Origin of the sequence: Natronoflexus pectinivorans, from assembly GCF_004345615.1 — a bacterium.
In the GTDB taxonomy this organism is placed as follows: domain Bacteria; phylum Bacteroidota; class Bacteroidia; order Bacteroidales; family Marinilabiliaceae; genus Natronoflexus; species Natronoflexus pectinivorans.
On sequence record NZ_SLWK01000014.1, the window covers coordinates 49,454 to 65,176 of the forward strand.

Annotated in this window: 12 protein-coding genes; 4 read left to right on the plus strand and 8 right to left on the minus strand. The window is 39.8% G+C overall.

The features are described 5' to 3' along the window. Positions 1 to 37 precede the first annotated feature (37 nt). On the plus strand, positions 38 to 1,264 hold the full coding sequence (locus tag EV194_RS14515) for a serpin family protein (protein ID WP_132434849.1): 1,227 nt from the start codon (positions 38 to 40) through the stop codon (positions 1,262 to 1,264). Positions 1,265 to 1,380: 116 nt separating this feature from the next. Here the strand turns inward: EV194_RS14515 and EV194_RS14520 are convergent, their stop codons facing one another. Beyond that, positions 1,381 to 2,517: a methyl-accepting chemotaxis protein gene (locus EV194_RS14520; protein ID WP_132434851.1), complete on the minus strand. Its 1,137-nt coding sequence runs from the start codon at positions 2,515 to 2,517 to the stop codon at positions 1,381 to 1,383. A gap of 267 nt (positions 2,518 to 2,784) precedes the next feature. Between EV194_RS14520 and EV194_RS14525 the strand changes: the two genes are divergently transcribed. Beyond that, on the plus strand, positions 2,785 to 3,399 hold the full coding sequence (locus EV194_RS14525) for an L-threonylcarbamoyladenylate synthase (protein WP_207916073.1): 615 nt from the start codon (positions 2,785 to 2,787) through the stop codon (positions 3,397 to 3,399). Here EV194_RS14525 and EV194_RS14530 read toward each other — a convergent pair whose 3' ends face one another. Genes EV194_RS14530 through EV194_RS14545 form a run of 4 tightly spaced genes read right to left on the minus strand, consistent with a single transcriptional unit; the run spans position 3,400 to position 7,294 of the window. Further along, positions 3,400 to 5,016, minus strand: coding sequence for an ArnT family glycosyltransferase (locus EV194_RS14530; RefSeq protein ID WP_132434855.1), 1,617 nt, complete (start codon positions 5,014 to 5,016; stop codon positions 3,400 to 3,402). Then, complete coding sequence (locus EV194_RS14535) at positions 4,983 to 5,633, minus strand: lipid-A-disaccharide synthase N-terminal domain-containing protein (protein ID WP_207916075.1); 651 nt, start codon at positions 5,631 to 5,633, stop codon at positions 4,983 to 4,985. The genes EV194_RS14530 and EV194_RS14535 overlap by 34 nt, the downstream gene beginning before the upstream one ends. Further along, positions 5,630 to 6,343: a glycosyltransferase family 2 protein gene (locus tag EV194_RS14540; RefSeq protein WP_132434857.1), complete on the minus strand. Its 714-nt coding sequence runs from the start codon at positions 6,341 to 6,343 to the stop codon at positions 5,630 to 5,632. The genes EV194_RS14535 and EV194_RS14540 overlap by 4 nt, the downstream gene beginning before the upstream one ends. Before the next feature lie 6 nt (positions 6,344 to 6,349). Next, the gene (locus tag EV194_RS14545) at positions 6,350 to 7,294 is read right to left on the minus strand and encodes an NAD-dependent epimerase/dehydratase family protein (protein ID WP_132434859.1); all 945 of its coding nucleotides are present in this window, start codon (positions 7,292 to 7,294) and stop codon (positions 6,350 to 6,352) included. Positions 7,295 to 7,650: 356 nt separating this feature from the next. Between EV194_RS14545 and EV194_RS14550 the strand changes: the two genes are divergently transcribed. Both EV194_RS14550 and EV194_RS14555 read left to right on the plus strand, forming a co-directional pair. Continuing rightward, positions 7,651 to 7,947 (plus strand): hypothetical protein, encoded by a 297-nt coding sequence (locus EV194_RS14550; protein WP_132434861.1) that lies wholly within the window; start codon positions 7,651 to 7,653, stop codon positions 7,945 to 7,947. A gap of 148 nt (positions 7,948 to 8,095) precedes the next feature. Further along, positions 8,096 to 9,433, plus strand: a complete 1,338-nt coding sequence (locus EV194_RS14555) for a sigma-54-dependent transcriptional regulator (RefSeq protein WP_132434863.1) — start codon at positions 8,096 to 8,098, stop codon at positions 9,431 to 9,433. A 1-nt stretch (position 9,434) separates the two neighbouring features. On the opposite strand, the gene EV194_RS14560 is transcribed toward EV194_RS14555, so the two are convergent. From EV194_RS14560 to EV194_RS14570, 3 genes are all read right to left on the minus strand, one after another. Continuing rightward, positions 9,435 to 11,957, minus strand: coding sequence for a hybrid sensor histidine kinase/response regulator (locus EV194_RS14560; RefSeq protein WP_132434864.1), 2,523 nt, complete (start codon positions 11,955 to 11,957; stop codon positions 9,435 to 9,437). A gap of 165 nt (positions 11,958 to 12,122) precedes the next feature. Then, positions 12,123 to 13,463: a Trk system potassium transporter TrkA gene (gene trkA / locus EV194_RS14565; protein WP_132434866.1), complete on the minus strand. Its 1,341-nt coding sequence runs from the start codon at positions 13,461 to 13,463 to the stop codon at positions 12,123 to 12,125. Positions 13,464 to 13,627: 164 nt separating this feature from the next. Then, entirely contained in the window at positions 13,628 to 15,697 is a 2,070-nt protein-coding gene (locus EV194_RS14570) for a ComEC/Rec2 family competence protein (RefSeq protein ID WP_132434868.1), read from the minus strand. Positions 15,698 to 15,723 lie beyond the last annotated feature (26 nt).

Here is a 15,723-nt window from a genome sequence, read left to right on the forward strand (position 1 = left end):
CATCTTAAGAAAAACAAACCCGATAAATTCTCTAATTATGAAGACGACCATAGCATTTTCAATGTTGGCATTGCTGCTCACAGGAGCATCCTGCGATAAAAACGATTACGAACCGAAACCCATCAGGGAAAAGGTTGAATTTACCACCAAATCTCTTCAGGTGATAGAAGAGGGCGAAGCTTTTGGATGGAATCTGTTCAGACAACTTAACGACATGGCAGAGGCTGGAGAGAATGTAGTTATTTCTCCACTGAGCATCAATCAGGCCTTTGGAATGGCCATTAACGGTGCAACAGGCGAAAACCTGGAAGAGATGCTTGATGTTCTTGGATACCAAACTTCCAATGAACTAAACGGAGCCTTTAAAAATCTCCGCGAAGCACTGGAAACAGCGGACCCAAAAGTTGAATTAGGCGTAGTCAATTCAGCCTGGTACAGAGATGGCTATGTCATAAAAGATGATTTTTTTCAAAGTTTAAGAGATTACTACAATGCTGAGATAACCGGTTTGAATTTTAACGATGCCACCAATTCCCTTAATATCATAAACAATTGGGTAAAAAATAAAACAAAAGGAAAGATACCTTCCATTGTTGAAGAGATTACTCCTGAACACATCCTGTTTCTCATTAATGCGGTTTACTTTAATGGTGAATGGGCATCACGATTTGATAAAAAACAAACCGCCAATGCACCTTTTTATCTTTCAAATGGAGAAACTGTTTCGGTAAAAATGATGCATCAAAAAGAAAATTTTGAAATTTTCCATCAGGAAAATTTCAGTGGCATCAAATTGCCTTACGGCAACGAAAGCTATTTCATGACCATTTTACTCCCTCATGAAGGAATCTCTACAGATGATATCATATCCGGGCTTAGCAAAGAAACAACAGACTTCTTAAAAAATGATTATGGCAAAATAGAGGTGGAAGTTTTTCTGCCACGCTTCAAAACCGAGAGCAAATTTAAGTTGATTCCAGCTTTGCAGGCCTTAGGAATGGAACGGGCTTTTTATGACGTAACCGGCTTTCACAACATTGCCAACGACAAAATCATCATCAGTGATGTGGTGCATAAAACATTTATAGAGGTAGACGAAAGAGGTACCGAAGCAGCAGCGGCTACCAGTATTGGGTTTATAACTACCAGTATGCCACCTGCGACGCCTCAGTTCAGAGTTGACCGTCCTTTTGTATTTACCATCAACGAAAAATCCAGCGGAGCAGTTCTGTTCGCAGGAAAAATTGAGAACCCGTTGAAATAATTAAAAAGCTGTATTACGTCTTATTATAGCTACTTCAAGCAAAGATGCGCAGCGATGTTTCGCTGCGCATCTTTATTTATATTGACCATTACAAAATGTAACAGTCACCTTTCTGATTATAACTCACAAGATAATGTTTCCATCTCTGAAGACCTAAAGTAGGCAATCACTTCCTTTAAATGGGCTGCCTGGTTGGCAAGTTCTTCAGCACTTGAAGAGAGCTCTTCACTAGAGGCAGCGTTTTGCTGTGAAATATCGTTGAACTGCGCCATCACTTCATTAACCTGGGCAACACCTGAGCTTTGCTCAACACTTGCTGCGCTGATTTCCTGAACCATCTGTGTGGTTTCAAATATTTTCGGAATGGCTTCACCCATGAGACCACCGGCTCCTTGAGCCAACTCAAGACTGATGTTACTTTTTTCAACAATCTGGGTAGCTGCAAGCTTACTTCTCTCCGCCAATTTTCGAACCTCAGTGGCAACAACTGCAAAACCACGACCATTTTCTCCGGCGCGAGCCGCTTCCACAGCTGCATTCAGAGCCAATATATTGGTTTGGAATGCGATGTCATTGATAATGGTGATTCGGTCTGCTATATCGGCACTGGCATCCATGGCCTTTTTAGCGCGTTCAGCCACCTCCGAAATCAGACGACTTGCATCGGACGATACTTTCTCTGTATTTTTGGCATTGTAAGAGTTCTGGTCGATATTTGAAGAAATCTCCTCCATGGTTGAAGAAACCTCCTCCACCGAGGAGGCCTGCTCATTGGCTGCCTGTGAAAGCTGTTCGGAAGAACTGCTTAACTGATGACTGGCAGCTAAAAGCGAAGTAGAGTAACCATCAATCTTCAATACAATCTCTTTTAACTTATCAACCAAAACTGCGATAGAGTTATTCATTTCACCCAACTCATCTTTTCTATCGGTTTTTTCAACTTTTACATCCAGGTCACCCGAAGTTAATGAAACTATTTGACCAATAGCCTTGTCCAAGGGCTTTCGTATGGTTTTATTGATGTCTGCAAATAGTAAAAAGCCTATAATTACATTCACAGGTGTTACAAACATTTCCATCGTATCACTCAGCATGTACTTTACAGAAGAGACGTACCCAACATATATAATAAAAACGACCAACTTAAAACCCATGGAAAACATGATGGATTTTCCAAACAACCAACGCAACAAAAACCAGGCAACAGGAATAACTGCTATGCTTGTCAATCCTTCTTTTAAAAACTCATTCATATCCACACAAATATTTATTTAGAAAACTTATTTAGAAACAGCGATTAGTGTAAAACTAATCGCTGTTTATACGAATACATCTTCACGCCAGTTCCCCAATAAAAAGCAAAAACACTTAAAACATCTAAAATAATAGATATATAGAATTATAAACCTAGCAGGTTTTATATTCTACTCCCTTAATCAAAAATAAATACAATGACAATAGAGCACTTTTCACTATATTTGTAAGTACCTGAGCTTGCTAAACAACCAAAATTCATTGTCATGATAGTTAAAATTTACCCGGAGAATCCCAACCCACGCGAAATTCAAAGAGTAGTGGAGGTTTTAAGAGGTGGTGGACTTGTAATTTATCCCACCGATACAGTGTATGGATTGGGTTGTGACATAAACAACGCCAAGGCTGTTGAGCAAATAGCAAGAATAAAGGGGTTAAACCTGAAAAAAGATCACCTCTCCTTTATTTGTCACGACATGAGTCATCTTTCGGTTTACACCAAAGCCCTGGACACCAATATATTTAAAGCTCTCAAAAAGAATCTGCCTGGTCCATTCACTTTTATTCTTCCGGCCAATAACAACGTACCGAAACTATTCAAAAACAATAAGAAAACCATCGGTTTTCGGATACCTGATAATCCAATCATTTTGGAAATCGTAAAAGAACTTGGCAATCCGGTCTTAAGTACCTCCATCCGCGATGAGGATGAAATTTTGGAATACACCACCGATCCGGAATTGATTCATGAAAAGTATGCCAACCAGGTAGATATTGTTATTGATGGCGGATATGGCGATAACGAAGCATCCACCATTGTGGATTGCACCACCTTCCCTTTTGAAATCATCCGACAGGGAAAAGGCGAACTGCAAGAGTAATTAGTCCTTCACCAGGTAAACTTCAATTAGATGTCGTTGCCGATATCCCCGGCTGCCTTCACTGGGGAGGAAATTTCTATCAAAAGAATCGTAACTCTCAAATTCGCAATCACTAAATTGATTCAAGAACTCAGCCTCATGATCTCTATCCACAAAAACAAGAAACTCCCCATTCTGATTATTTAATTCTTTATTTACAATAGGTAATTTGCTGCCTACTTCCCATATTACCTCCGGACTGATTAAGCCAAAACTATAAACCGGCAGTTTTTTGGGGTTTTGAAACTCACTAACCGAACGGTAATTTTCGTTTCTTGGTAAATAATCGATGGCTCGTAAACCGAAAACGGTGATTAACACATGAATTCCAACTACCAAATAGAATGATTTTACCATTTCACGCTTCCAAATGCTGTATAACAAATATCCTCCCGAAAGCATAAACAGAACAGAGCTCGATAAATACCAAATCCAACTTTCAATAGCCTTAAATTCAACCACAAAAATCAAAAACGGAAAAGCCATGGCAGCGAGAGATGAAATGCCAATCAAGACAAAACTTAACAGGCTTGCATTCTTAATCTCCTTGCTTTTTAACATTTTGATATATGTATGCATAAAAATGGCTGTATTAATTGCCATCGGGATCAAAACCGGAACCAGATATCGTGATTTCTTTTCAGGGATGATTGAGAGCAATACAACTGAGAGTAAATTCCAAATCAGGGAGAACTTATACAAATCGGGATTCTCTGCTTTGTTTTTTATCCACGGATAAAAAACAAGTCCCGCCAAAGCCGGAAGTGCCCACACCCCGGATTGCACAAAGAAACTCCAGTAATAATAAAAAGGACGCACATTATAGGAAGTCCAGTTTCCTGTTTCACGAGCTGCCACAACTATAAAAGGCTCATGATCAACCACACGTACATACAAATACCAACTGCCTCCAAAAACCAGAGCTAAAATGAGAAAAACAAATAATGATACAATTTTGCTCTTTAACAACGGTGCTTTATAGACCCAAAACCACGCAATGATAAAAGGTAAAAACAGAGCGTAAATACCCACCGGACCTTTAGAAAGGATGGATAAGCCGGCTAGTATAGAAGCTCCCAACAGGAGTTCCCATCTGATGTCATTGGATTTTAGAAAAAGGTGAAGGCAAAAAAGACCTCCAAGCAACCAAACATGAGTATGGGTGTCAGATGGCGCTTCGAAGCGAATGGCCAAATAGTAAAATGATGTCGCTAATATAAGTGATGCAAAAAGGGATAGACGAATATTCCCCGTTTCACTTTTTACCCAAAAGTAGAGTATAAAAACTCCTGCTAGTGCCATCACCGAATTTGGAAATCGCATCCAAAACAGACTTTCTCCATCTGAAAGTGCCGCAAATGGCACTGAAAACCAAGCCGGTGCAGGCGGCTTCTCGTAACGTGGAGTTCCATTCAATGTAGTTAACAACCAATTTCCGTCATGAAACATCTCTCTTGTTACCAGAAAATTTCTGGCTTCCATAATGGATATCTGAAGTTGTTCCAGATTAAAAAACATCAGTCCTGCTCCTATAAGGAACAAACTTAGCAACGGATTTTCTTCGATTCTTTTAACCATTCTTTTCTTAGCAACATTAAGTTTCTGATATAAACCACACTCCCGAACAAATGGCCGGCTATTAATACCACATCCTGCCTTAGAATACCATAAATCATGATTAAAAGCGAGCCGGACAAACTGATAAGCCAAAAGCCTAAAGGTAGATGTGAAACTTTTGTAACTTCACAATAAATCCACTGGTAAACAAACCGGAAAGTAAATAATACCTGAGCGGTAATTCCTAAAAAAAACAGAGCCAATGGAATATTTCTTCGGATGGTGATCATATCCATCTCATTGATGGAATTGAAATTAAACCAGGCAATCACCATCAGTGGGAACACCAAAATAAGAGTCCTCAAAAGTTTTGGAAAGAACTTCCATTCTCCCAAAATTTGCAGATTCCTGATATAGATAAAATAAGTAATGGCCTGCCCAAGCATGATGGTGAAATCTTCACGAAAATAACCGTATGCAAAAAGCAGGAACGAAGCAAACAAACTTAATTGCCAAAAATATTTTGGCGCAACCACTTTCTTTTTCCTTTCAGATGCAAACCATTGGTAAAACGTTCTGGCTGAAAATAGAAACTGAGCTGTAAATCCAATAGATATAACTAACCAAACGGGGATCATCCTCTCTTTTTTACCGTGTAATTAATATATTTTTTCTTCATCCACAGGTAGGCAAAGCAATCCTGCAACGGCCCCCACAAGCGATTGAGTAGTCCAAACTTTGCCTGACCTGCAATACGGGGATAATGTCTTACTGGCACCTGTTTAATTTTTCCGTTTTGCAATAAAACCATGGCAGGAAGAAACCTGTGCAACCCATTGAACATAGGAATGCGTTTGGCCACTTCGGATCTGATTATTTTAAGCGGACAACCGGTATCGTCCATTCCATCGTGAGTAAATGCACGGCGAATTTTATTGGCGATGGTTGAACTCATATTTTTCACAAAGGATTCTTTTCTCCCGGTTCTCACACCCGTAACCAAATCAAAATCATCAATATGCTCGAGAAGTAAATCAAAGTCACGCGGATCCGTTTGCAGGTCGGCATCAATATAACCGGCAAGAGAAGTCTCAACATGATCGAAACCGGCCATTATCGCAGCACTTAATCCCCGGTTTTGAGCAAACTCTATATAGTGAAAATCCGGATACTCTTGGCAGAACTTATCAATAAGCGTCTGGCTTTCATCAGAGGAGCCGTCGTTTACAAAAAGAATTTTTACAAGATAATCGGTTGAGTCCTGATAATTTTTAAGAGCCGATGCAATTCTTTCAATGTTTTCCTCTTCATTGTACACCGGGACAATGATGGTTAGTGATTTTTCCATCTTCTTTTAATGCATGAATTTTTGCTGATACCATTGCACCTGTTTCTCAAGTCCCTCCTGCAAAGTGGTGGATGGCATATAATTTAATATTTCTTTGGCCAACTTTATGTTGGCATGCGTCCGGAGTTGATCGCCGCTTCGGGGAGGCATTTTTTTAATCTCTATTTTTTTATGGAGAATCCGCTCAACTGTTTCAATGCCTTCAGCAGTTGACTTCTCCTCTTCGCTTCCAAGGTTGATGATTTTACCATTAACCTGTTTCATATTTTCAATGGCTGCCACCATACCATCCACAATATCGCCAACATAAGTAAAACTTCGCAAATGATTTTCGCTGCCTTCAAAAAGGGGAAACTCCTCCTGCATTAGCCCACAGGCTATCAACCGGGTAAAAAGTTTATCGGGTCGTTCCCGGGGACCATAAACAGAGTATAAACGCAATGAACAGGCATTCAGCCGATTTAATCTGTATTGTGTCATTACCAATTGTTCGGCAGCCAGTTTTGTAACTCCATACCAGGATACCGGCTCAGGAGCTTCATGTTCCTGACGCGTGGCAACAATCCCATACACCGAAGAGGTTGAAACATTGACAAACATCTGCAGATTATCCAAAGACTGAGCAAAATTTATTAAATTTTGCGTAGCTATAACATTATTGCTCAGGTAATCTTCAAAAGCAACAGTTGAAGAAATTCCGGGTTGTGCCGCTAAATGAAAAATACAGTCAATATCCCGTGGAAGCTTCTTAAAATCACCAGGGTTTCTTAAATCACCACGAACAATTGAAATCAAAGGCGATCTTAAATCGTCTTGATTTAATCGTTTTAATGATACCGGATAATATTCTGAAAAATTATCAAACCCCACAACTTCATGATTGTGGGAAATAAGTCTTTCGGCAAGATGAGATCCAATGAATCCTACAATACCTGTAACAAGAATTTTCACAAGAAATTATAGTTAAGTCCTGCTTTTGATTTTACAAATAATTATTGCTTAAACAGACCTTGAATTCAAGATGATAAATTCATCTTAGAAATAATTGATCCATAAAACTGTTGGCAAAATTAAAATTAATATTTGAAAACCTGAATAATAAGTTAAATTGATTTTAGAATAACTACTCTATGTGGAATTACTCTACATACTGTTGAACAGGGCAACAGATAAAGAAAACCACAACAAACCAACAATCCCTTGTTTTAGTGTCACTTAACAACATAAACAGATTATGGCACAATTATTCCAGTATGGTTTATCACACACACAAATAAATCAATAAAGTTTAATTAAAATTAATCGTCATGAGAAAATTTAAAGCTTCATTACTTGTAGGATTACTTAGTTTTTTTGCTGTATCTGTTTTTGCTGCACCAGCAGTTACCATGCAGGACACCGACAAAAGTATAGTATCTGTTGAAGTTACAGAACTTCCTGATGCAGTGCAAGAAACACTTGCTAGCGAAAAAGCTGACTGGACAGTTACCAAAGCCGTACTTGTTTCAAAAGACGGTAAGAGTTATTACAAAATCACCCTTGCCAAAGATGGTGAGACAAAAGAGGTTAAAGTGACTCCCGAAGGAGAATTAAAGCGTAAATAACCTTTAATCTTAACTCTTTCATAATATACCTGTGATACCTGAGATAGCAAGGGGGCTTCGAACGTAGAGGTCCCCTTTCTTATTATTTTATTTTGGGTTCCCATATGAAACCTCAATTTTTTATATCTTTATTCCATAATTTTAAATTATGGAAAACATTCTCATTGTCGAAGACGATATCGCTTTTGCTAAAATGCTCGAAACCTTTTTAACAAAGAAAGGTTACAAAATCACACATACATCCTCCATAAAAAACTCCACTCAGTTATTAAATAATCAGCGTTTTGATCTTTGTTTGCTGGATTACAGGCTACCTGACGGGACTGCTCTTGATTTTCTTCAGGCTCGTCGTGATTTGAAAGCATCTTTACCGGTAATTATAATGACTGCATTTAGTGATGTGCGTACCGTGGTGAAATCAATGAAAATGGGTGCCGCGGAATACATTACCAAGCCCGTGAATCCGGAAGAACTGATGATGGTATTAAAGCAGATATCAGAACAGGAAAAAACACCCTCGAAAACCAAAGAGAAAAAATCTAAATCGGCTCAGTTTGTGCAAGGCAAAAGTCACCATGCTCAAAAGCTTCAGGATTTTATAGATTTGGTGGCTCCAACCGACATCTCCGTGATTATTCAGGGAGAAAGTGGCACCGGAAAAGAGTATGTGGCAATGAAAATTCACCAACAAAGCAAGCGTGCAAAAAAACCTTTCATCCCCATAGACTGTGGAGTTCTCTCTAAGGAACTGGCTGCCGGAGAACTTTTTGGATACGTAAAAGGTGCATTTACCGGCGCTCTGATAAACAGAACCGGCCAATTTGAAAAAGCTTCGGGTGGCACCCTGTTTTTGGATGAGATCGGAAATCTTTCCTACGATGTGCAAATAAAACTTTTAAGGGCTTTGCAGGAAAAAACCATTCAGCCCTTGGGCAGCGACTCCTTAATAGATGTGGATATTCGTCTCATAGTGGCAACAAACGACAGTTTAACCACCTTGGTAAAAAATGGAGTTTTCAGAGAAGATTTATATCACAGGCTTAACGAATTTAAAATCGAAGTACCCCCTTTAAGAGACAGGGTGGAGGATATGGAGCTTTTCATTAATCATTTCATTGACGAAGCAAATAAAGATCTTCAAAGAGATGTACAATCTCTTGCAGAGGAAGCCATGCAGGTTTTTAGAGAGTATGAATGGCCTGGCAACCTCAGAGAACTTCGCAACACCATTCGAAGAATGGTGTTGTTAACGCAAGGAAAAATAGCAGAAGCAGACAAACTCCCATCAGAAATGTTCTCACACATCCGAATTGCATCATCCGCCCCTTCAGGATCAAATTTAAAAGCCATTCAGGCTGAGACAGAAAAAGAACACATCATTAAGGTATTAGAATCGGTACAGGGTAATAAATCGAAAGCTGCACGTATTTTAAACATCGATAGAAAAACACTTTACAACAAGCTTGAAAGATATGATTTAACCTGAGTTAATAACTATCAAACATCGATTCTTGATGTGAAAGAGCTTCCACATGTTCTATGAAATTTTCTATCAGTGAGATAACCTCATCAATCATGGCATAAAACTGGTCAGGATCTGATTCAGCAATACGAACAACCCTCTCCACCTCTCTTAGTCTTGCAGCCAGATTCATTGCGCCGGTCTGTCCTGCACGCCCGGCTAACCGATGAATAACAAGTGCGCTTGCATCCCAATTCTTCTCATTCCGGCAATTTAAAATTTCTGATAAATCCTTTCTGCTCTCTGATGCCACAGCATCCAGAATAGCAATAAGATGCTCCTTCTCATCCCCTGCTATTGCTTTAAGCACATCAATGTTCATGGAAGTTTCATCACTGTTTACCTGAAAATCACCTGACAGATATTGTACAAGATCCTTCTCTCGGAATGGTTTCTTGATTAAATTATCGAAACCGGCGGTTTTGATAATTTCTTGCTCCTCGGGTAAAACTTGTGCAGTAAGAGCATATACATATATGTGCTCCCCGTTTTTGGTCCGTTTACGAATCTTCTGGCACACCTCTGCACCTGATATTCCTGGCATCCGCATATCAATAAAAATAATATTTGGTCGCTCCTTATCAAAAGCTTTGAGCAAACTGTTTCCATCGGGAAATGTGCAAACATTTTCCAGATATTTTTTCAAAATGGTTTCAGCCAAATTAAGAATTAACGGGTCATCATCTGCCACCCAAACTGTTGTTTTTGCCGAATCTTTAATATCAACATCATGGGGAGCATCTTCTTCCATCCCATTTGGAACTTTTTCATAAGGAATGGAAATAATCAACCCTGTACCCTGACCTACCGTGCTTTCCACATCAATTCTACCTCCCTGCATCTCTACAATATGCTTCACGATACTCAATCCTAATCCAGTTCCTCCGTATTTCCTTACAGTTTCAGCTGAAGACTGTGAAAATGCCTTAAATAGCTCTGGCAATTTTTCGGGAGCTATTCCGATTCCGGTATCTTCAACATATATATCCAACCACGGTTTTTCTGACAAAATACGCATATTAGCAGTTATCAGGACATGGCCCGTTTCGGTAAATTTCAGAGCATTGCCAACCAGGTTAAACAAAACCTGTTGCAATCTGAATGGGTCTCCAAGCAAGGTATCATCTTCGAAAAAGCCAAACTCGGTTTCTATTTTCAGGTTCTTTTTGTCAGCCATTGGCCTCATGGCCTTAACAACATTCATTATGGTTTGTTGGGGCGAAAATGATTTCTTTTCGAAAACCATCTTTCCAGAAGTAACTCTTGCATAATCAAGCACTTCATTCACAACACTCAAAAGGTGTTCAGCCGGATAGAAAAGAGTATCAACATCGATGTTGGAATTATTTCCAAGTCTTGCCTGTTCAAGATAACCATATATGGATTGTAGAGGGGTTCGAATTTCGTGACTCATGTTTGAAAGAAACTTCTGCCTTGCATCAGCCTCATTTCGTGCTTCCTCATGAGCCTTCTCCAATTCATTTCGGTACTTGTTGCTTTTAGAAATATCAATGATAATGAGCAATATCAATACAACAAAACCTGCAATGGCCAAAACCGAAACCACATTAAGCACACGTATGGTATTACCAGCAATAGATAACGCGGTCTGAGTCTCAGCATTCATTCTGCCTATCTCTTCCTGTTCCACAGCGTTAATGATGCTGATGATTTCATTTATAAGTCCGGTATTAACATTAACCAATTGCAGTTCCTGACTCTGTAAGCGGGCAGCTTCCTGCAAACGGGCAGTTTCCAAACTATCCAATGACTTTTCCAAGAGTGCAAACAATGAATCGTCTGACCGCTGAATATAGATGGTATCTACCGATACTATGACTTCTTCATCTACCCTGGTTTCAGCCGTAATAATATCATCCACCGAGTCGTGGTCACTTCGGCCAAAAAGTCGACGAAAAAACCCGGAGCGCTCCTCACCCGAAGAACGACTGATGGTATCCGCCACAACTGTTGTGGTGGTTACCCGTTCACGAACTTCTCGGATTTTTGCTGTATCCTGCTCAATCCTTAGTGAAACAGAGTCGGAAAATCCGACCAAAAAAGAGAAGAAATCCTTGTCGACAATGGCTTGTGATTTCATTTCAAGAAACCGTGTAAACAGATCTTCACGCAAATTCAGGAGAGATGAAATTTCATCAATCCTTTCAAGCTGGATGGAATCACCATGGAAAAGAATTCGCAGAGTATCGATGATCTGATTTGCCGACCGGGATTCGCTCAAAAAAGCTACTGAGGGATACGACCGACCACTCACCACCTCTTTTTGTTCCAGATGACTTAATTGTGAAACAGTCCTAAATAAGTGATTGAGTGAATGCAGACGATGGTTTGGATGAGCCATCCGATCTATATTGCTGATGATATCATCAAATGCACGATCGGTGGTTTTATATAGAGCAATTATGGAAATGACCCCTACAACAGTTGCAAGAATAACTTTCCCTTTAAGTGAGGCAATTTTTTGCATAGGATGTTTTTTTGGGTAAAAATTCTACAAAACAGCAATACGATCATAACTCTTATGATCGTAAAACATTCGGATTTAACTGATAAACAGCATCAAACAAAAATGCTTAAGCCTTAAATCACCTGTTCTACTCCAAAATTCATTCCAAATAACACAGTCTATGTACTACAGAAACATTCTCTCCACCTTCTTGATACCTGAAGGAAGAGCGAATACCACCACTCTGTCATCAGGTAAAATTCGCGTGGCTCCATTCGGGATGATGGCCTCGCCGTTCCTGATCACTCCACCAATGTTCATATCCTTTGGCAGATCAAGGTCTTTTAAAGTTGCCTTGGTTATTTTGGAACCTTCCTGTGCAATAAGCTCTAAAACATCGGCATCGGTAGCTGTTAAACACTTCACATACGACACATTGGCTTTAAAGGTGTACCGATAAATATAACTGGCGGCAATCAACTTTTTATTGATAATGGTTCCGATGCCAATGTTTTCGGCCAGATCAATGTAATCCATATTCTCCACCTCAGCAACGGTTTTCTTTACCCCCATTTTTTTTGCAAGCTGGCAAGCCAGAATATTAACTTCAGAGTTATCTGTTACCGCTATAAAAGCATCAGTTTTACCAATTCCCTCGTCCTTCAGCAAGTTTAAGTTACGTCCGTCACCATTAATCACCAAAGTGTTTTCAAGCATATTGGCCAACCGGTTACTCTTATCCCGATCAATCTCTATCAGTTTGATGTAATATTCATGCTCAAGCTCTTTCGCAACCTTCTTCCCTATCCTGCTTCCTCCCAGAATCATTACATTTTTCACTTCGTATTTAATTTTACCGGCATCTTTCAGAAGCTGCTCCGCACCGGATTTGGTGGTAACCACATAAGCAAGATCGTTGTGCTGAAAGGTATCCTTTCCTCGTGGTATGATGGTTTTACCGTCCCTGTTAATGGCCACAGTGAAGTACTCATTGGTTTCATGTAAAGCAGAAGCCTCCGAAAGCGTAAGACCAACAATGGGTGCATTGTTTCTGATTTTTACTGCGTAAAGCAGTAAACGGCCATCACTGAATTCAAACATCTGCCGGATTCCAACTTGTTTGAGCGATGCCATAATCTCTCTTGCTCCAAGGTGTTCAGGAAAAATCACCTCATCAACCCCCAACTGTCTGAAATACTCCTTATTCTCGGATTGGAGGTACTCGAAATTATTGATTCGCGCAATGGTTTTGCCCGCTCCAAGTTTTTTTGCCAACATGGCCGACAAAATACTAACTTCCTCATAGGGAGGAACCGCTATAAAAAGATCACAGGATTTAATCTGTGCATTTTTTAAATCATCAATAGAAGTCCCGGATCCAACCACAGTAATCAAATCAAGGTGATCTTCGGCTTTTCGCAATTTTGCCGGATTTTCATCCATGAGTATCACGTCGTGATCCTCATTGCAAAACAAGGTAGCCAAATGATTACCAACTTCACCCGCACCGGAGATTAAAATTTTCATTTTTAAATAGAACTATAATAATGGACGAAACAACAATTCAAAATAATCAGGTCGGGGTTTAATTAAAACAAGACGGCAAAATAATGTAATAAAAACCAAATGACGAAACATTTTGACCAAATCCGAAAACAATCCATACAATTACAATCGTTTAAACCTATACTTCAATACTTTGCAACATAAGCTCCCTGAGTCCTGACAAAATGAACATATATATTTCTTTCTGCCATATACTCCCCGATCCTCTCAGCCATCCAGCCAGGAACGGAGCCTGTAACAACCACGTTGTTAAAGGTTATACGATCAAACAGTCTGGCAGGTTCGCCAATAATTGTAGCAGCTAACACAACCACATCTGCATCATAACTACCTGAAACCTCCATACTATTAGTAAACCGACCAGATATGATCAAGTATTGCACTCCATTTAAATTAACTGACGTGAACTTCAAAGGAGCTCCTTCATCATTTGCGGCAAAAAGCATGCTATACTCACTATTTCTAACTGAAATCCTGCGCATAAGTGCATCTCTGGCAAAGGATGCTGAGCTCCCATCCAGGTCCGCCTGTTTCAGATTTAACACCTCTCCTGCCGATACAAAATCCACCATCCAGTTTCGTCCCACATCATATACCACGGCAAAATTACCTTTTAATTTGCCCATTTGCTGAACATTTGAAAACAGGAGAATCATAACCAGCGAAACAGTGGTCAAAACCCATTTTGAACCTCGTGGAACCAGATACAACTGATACAGCATGATCACGAATAAGTAAAGCGACACAAGCATAGGCCATGAAATCCATAAATCAGATCTGTATGCTCCCGGAATGCTTTCTATAAAAGAGACCATTTCAATCATAAAAAGGATGAGATCGTTCAAAGCTCCACCTGCCATTTGAGCAATGAAAGGAACCCACGAGAAAATCAGAACAACAAAAGCAAGAATCAACACCGGTGCCACAACGGGCAAAATAAACAAGTTGGCCAGCAAGAAATAAACCGGAAATGCTCCAAATGTATATATTGAAAATGGGAATGTAGTGATTTGTGCTGCAACCGATACTGAGATAATGGACCAAGCCCATCGCCAACCAACAAAACGGAATGTTAACATTCCGTTTATAATGGGATAAAATGCAACAATTCCGGCAACAGCCATGTGACTTAACCAGAATCCGGCATGAAACAAAAACATGGGATTTATCAGCAACAGCAACGTGGCTGAAACACACAACAGATTGTACATATTAACATCCCTGCGAAACAGTTTTCCGGCCTGAAGTATAATAAACATCAAAACAGCCCGGGATACAGAAGGAGAAAAGCCTGTAATAAAAGCATAAGCCACCAAAACAGTGGAAGAAATAATAAACCGTGCAGGATGCACCGGCTTAAAGAAAAGAGAAAGCAAGTAATTCAACATCAAGTATATAATCCCAACATGCAAACCGGAAACGGCAAGTATGTGAACCGCCCCACTTCTCACAAACTTTTCATTCACATCCCGATCCACCCCGGCCCGATCTCCAAGTAGCAGAGCATTTATAATTGAAAGTGCATCATCATCCAGTCCACTTTGGGAAAATGATTTTAAAGCGTAAGCTCTGACCTTTTGAGAGATCAACATCGGAGAGAAACCCGCACGATCGCTGATGTTCAGGACATCATTAGCATCGAGGAACATCTGACCTGAAAATCCATTCCTCCTGAGATATTGACCATAGTTGAAGGCATATGGATTTGTTGATGCCTGTAAAGGCATTAAGGTTCCGGAAACACCGATTACTCCTCCCGCAAAAACGTCCTCATTCAATGGACCATTAACCATTATCATCCATTTATCGCCTCGTGAAAAGTAGGAGAGATCATCAACAATGTCAGGCTTCATAACAATTCGAACCCATTGGTTCGGTCTCTCTTCCAGAGACATCACTCTTCCATTGGCTTGAACATCAACAGAATTTTCTACAACAGAAGGCTGGCTGTTGATGTTAAGAAGCACTCCGGAGTTAAAAACAAAAAGCATTAGAAAAGTTCCGGATAGCCATCGATATTTATAACTTCGGTACCACCAACTATACCATACAACAAAACAAACTGCGAACGCTATAGCAGAAAAGAATAAGAACAATTGATAAAACTGCAAGCCAGGAAAGAACTCACCGGCATAAATCCCCGCTATTAAAGCAATCAACAAACGGGAGAAGGGTTGGTAACGGAAAAGGTTCATAAATATTCAGTATTGAGAATCAACAT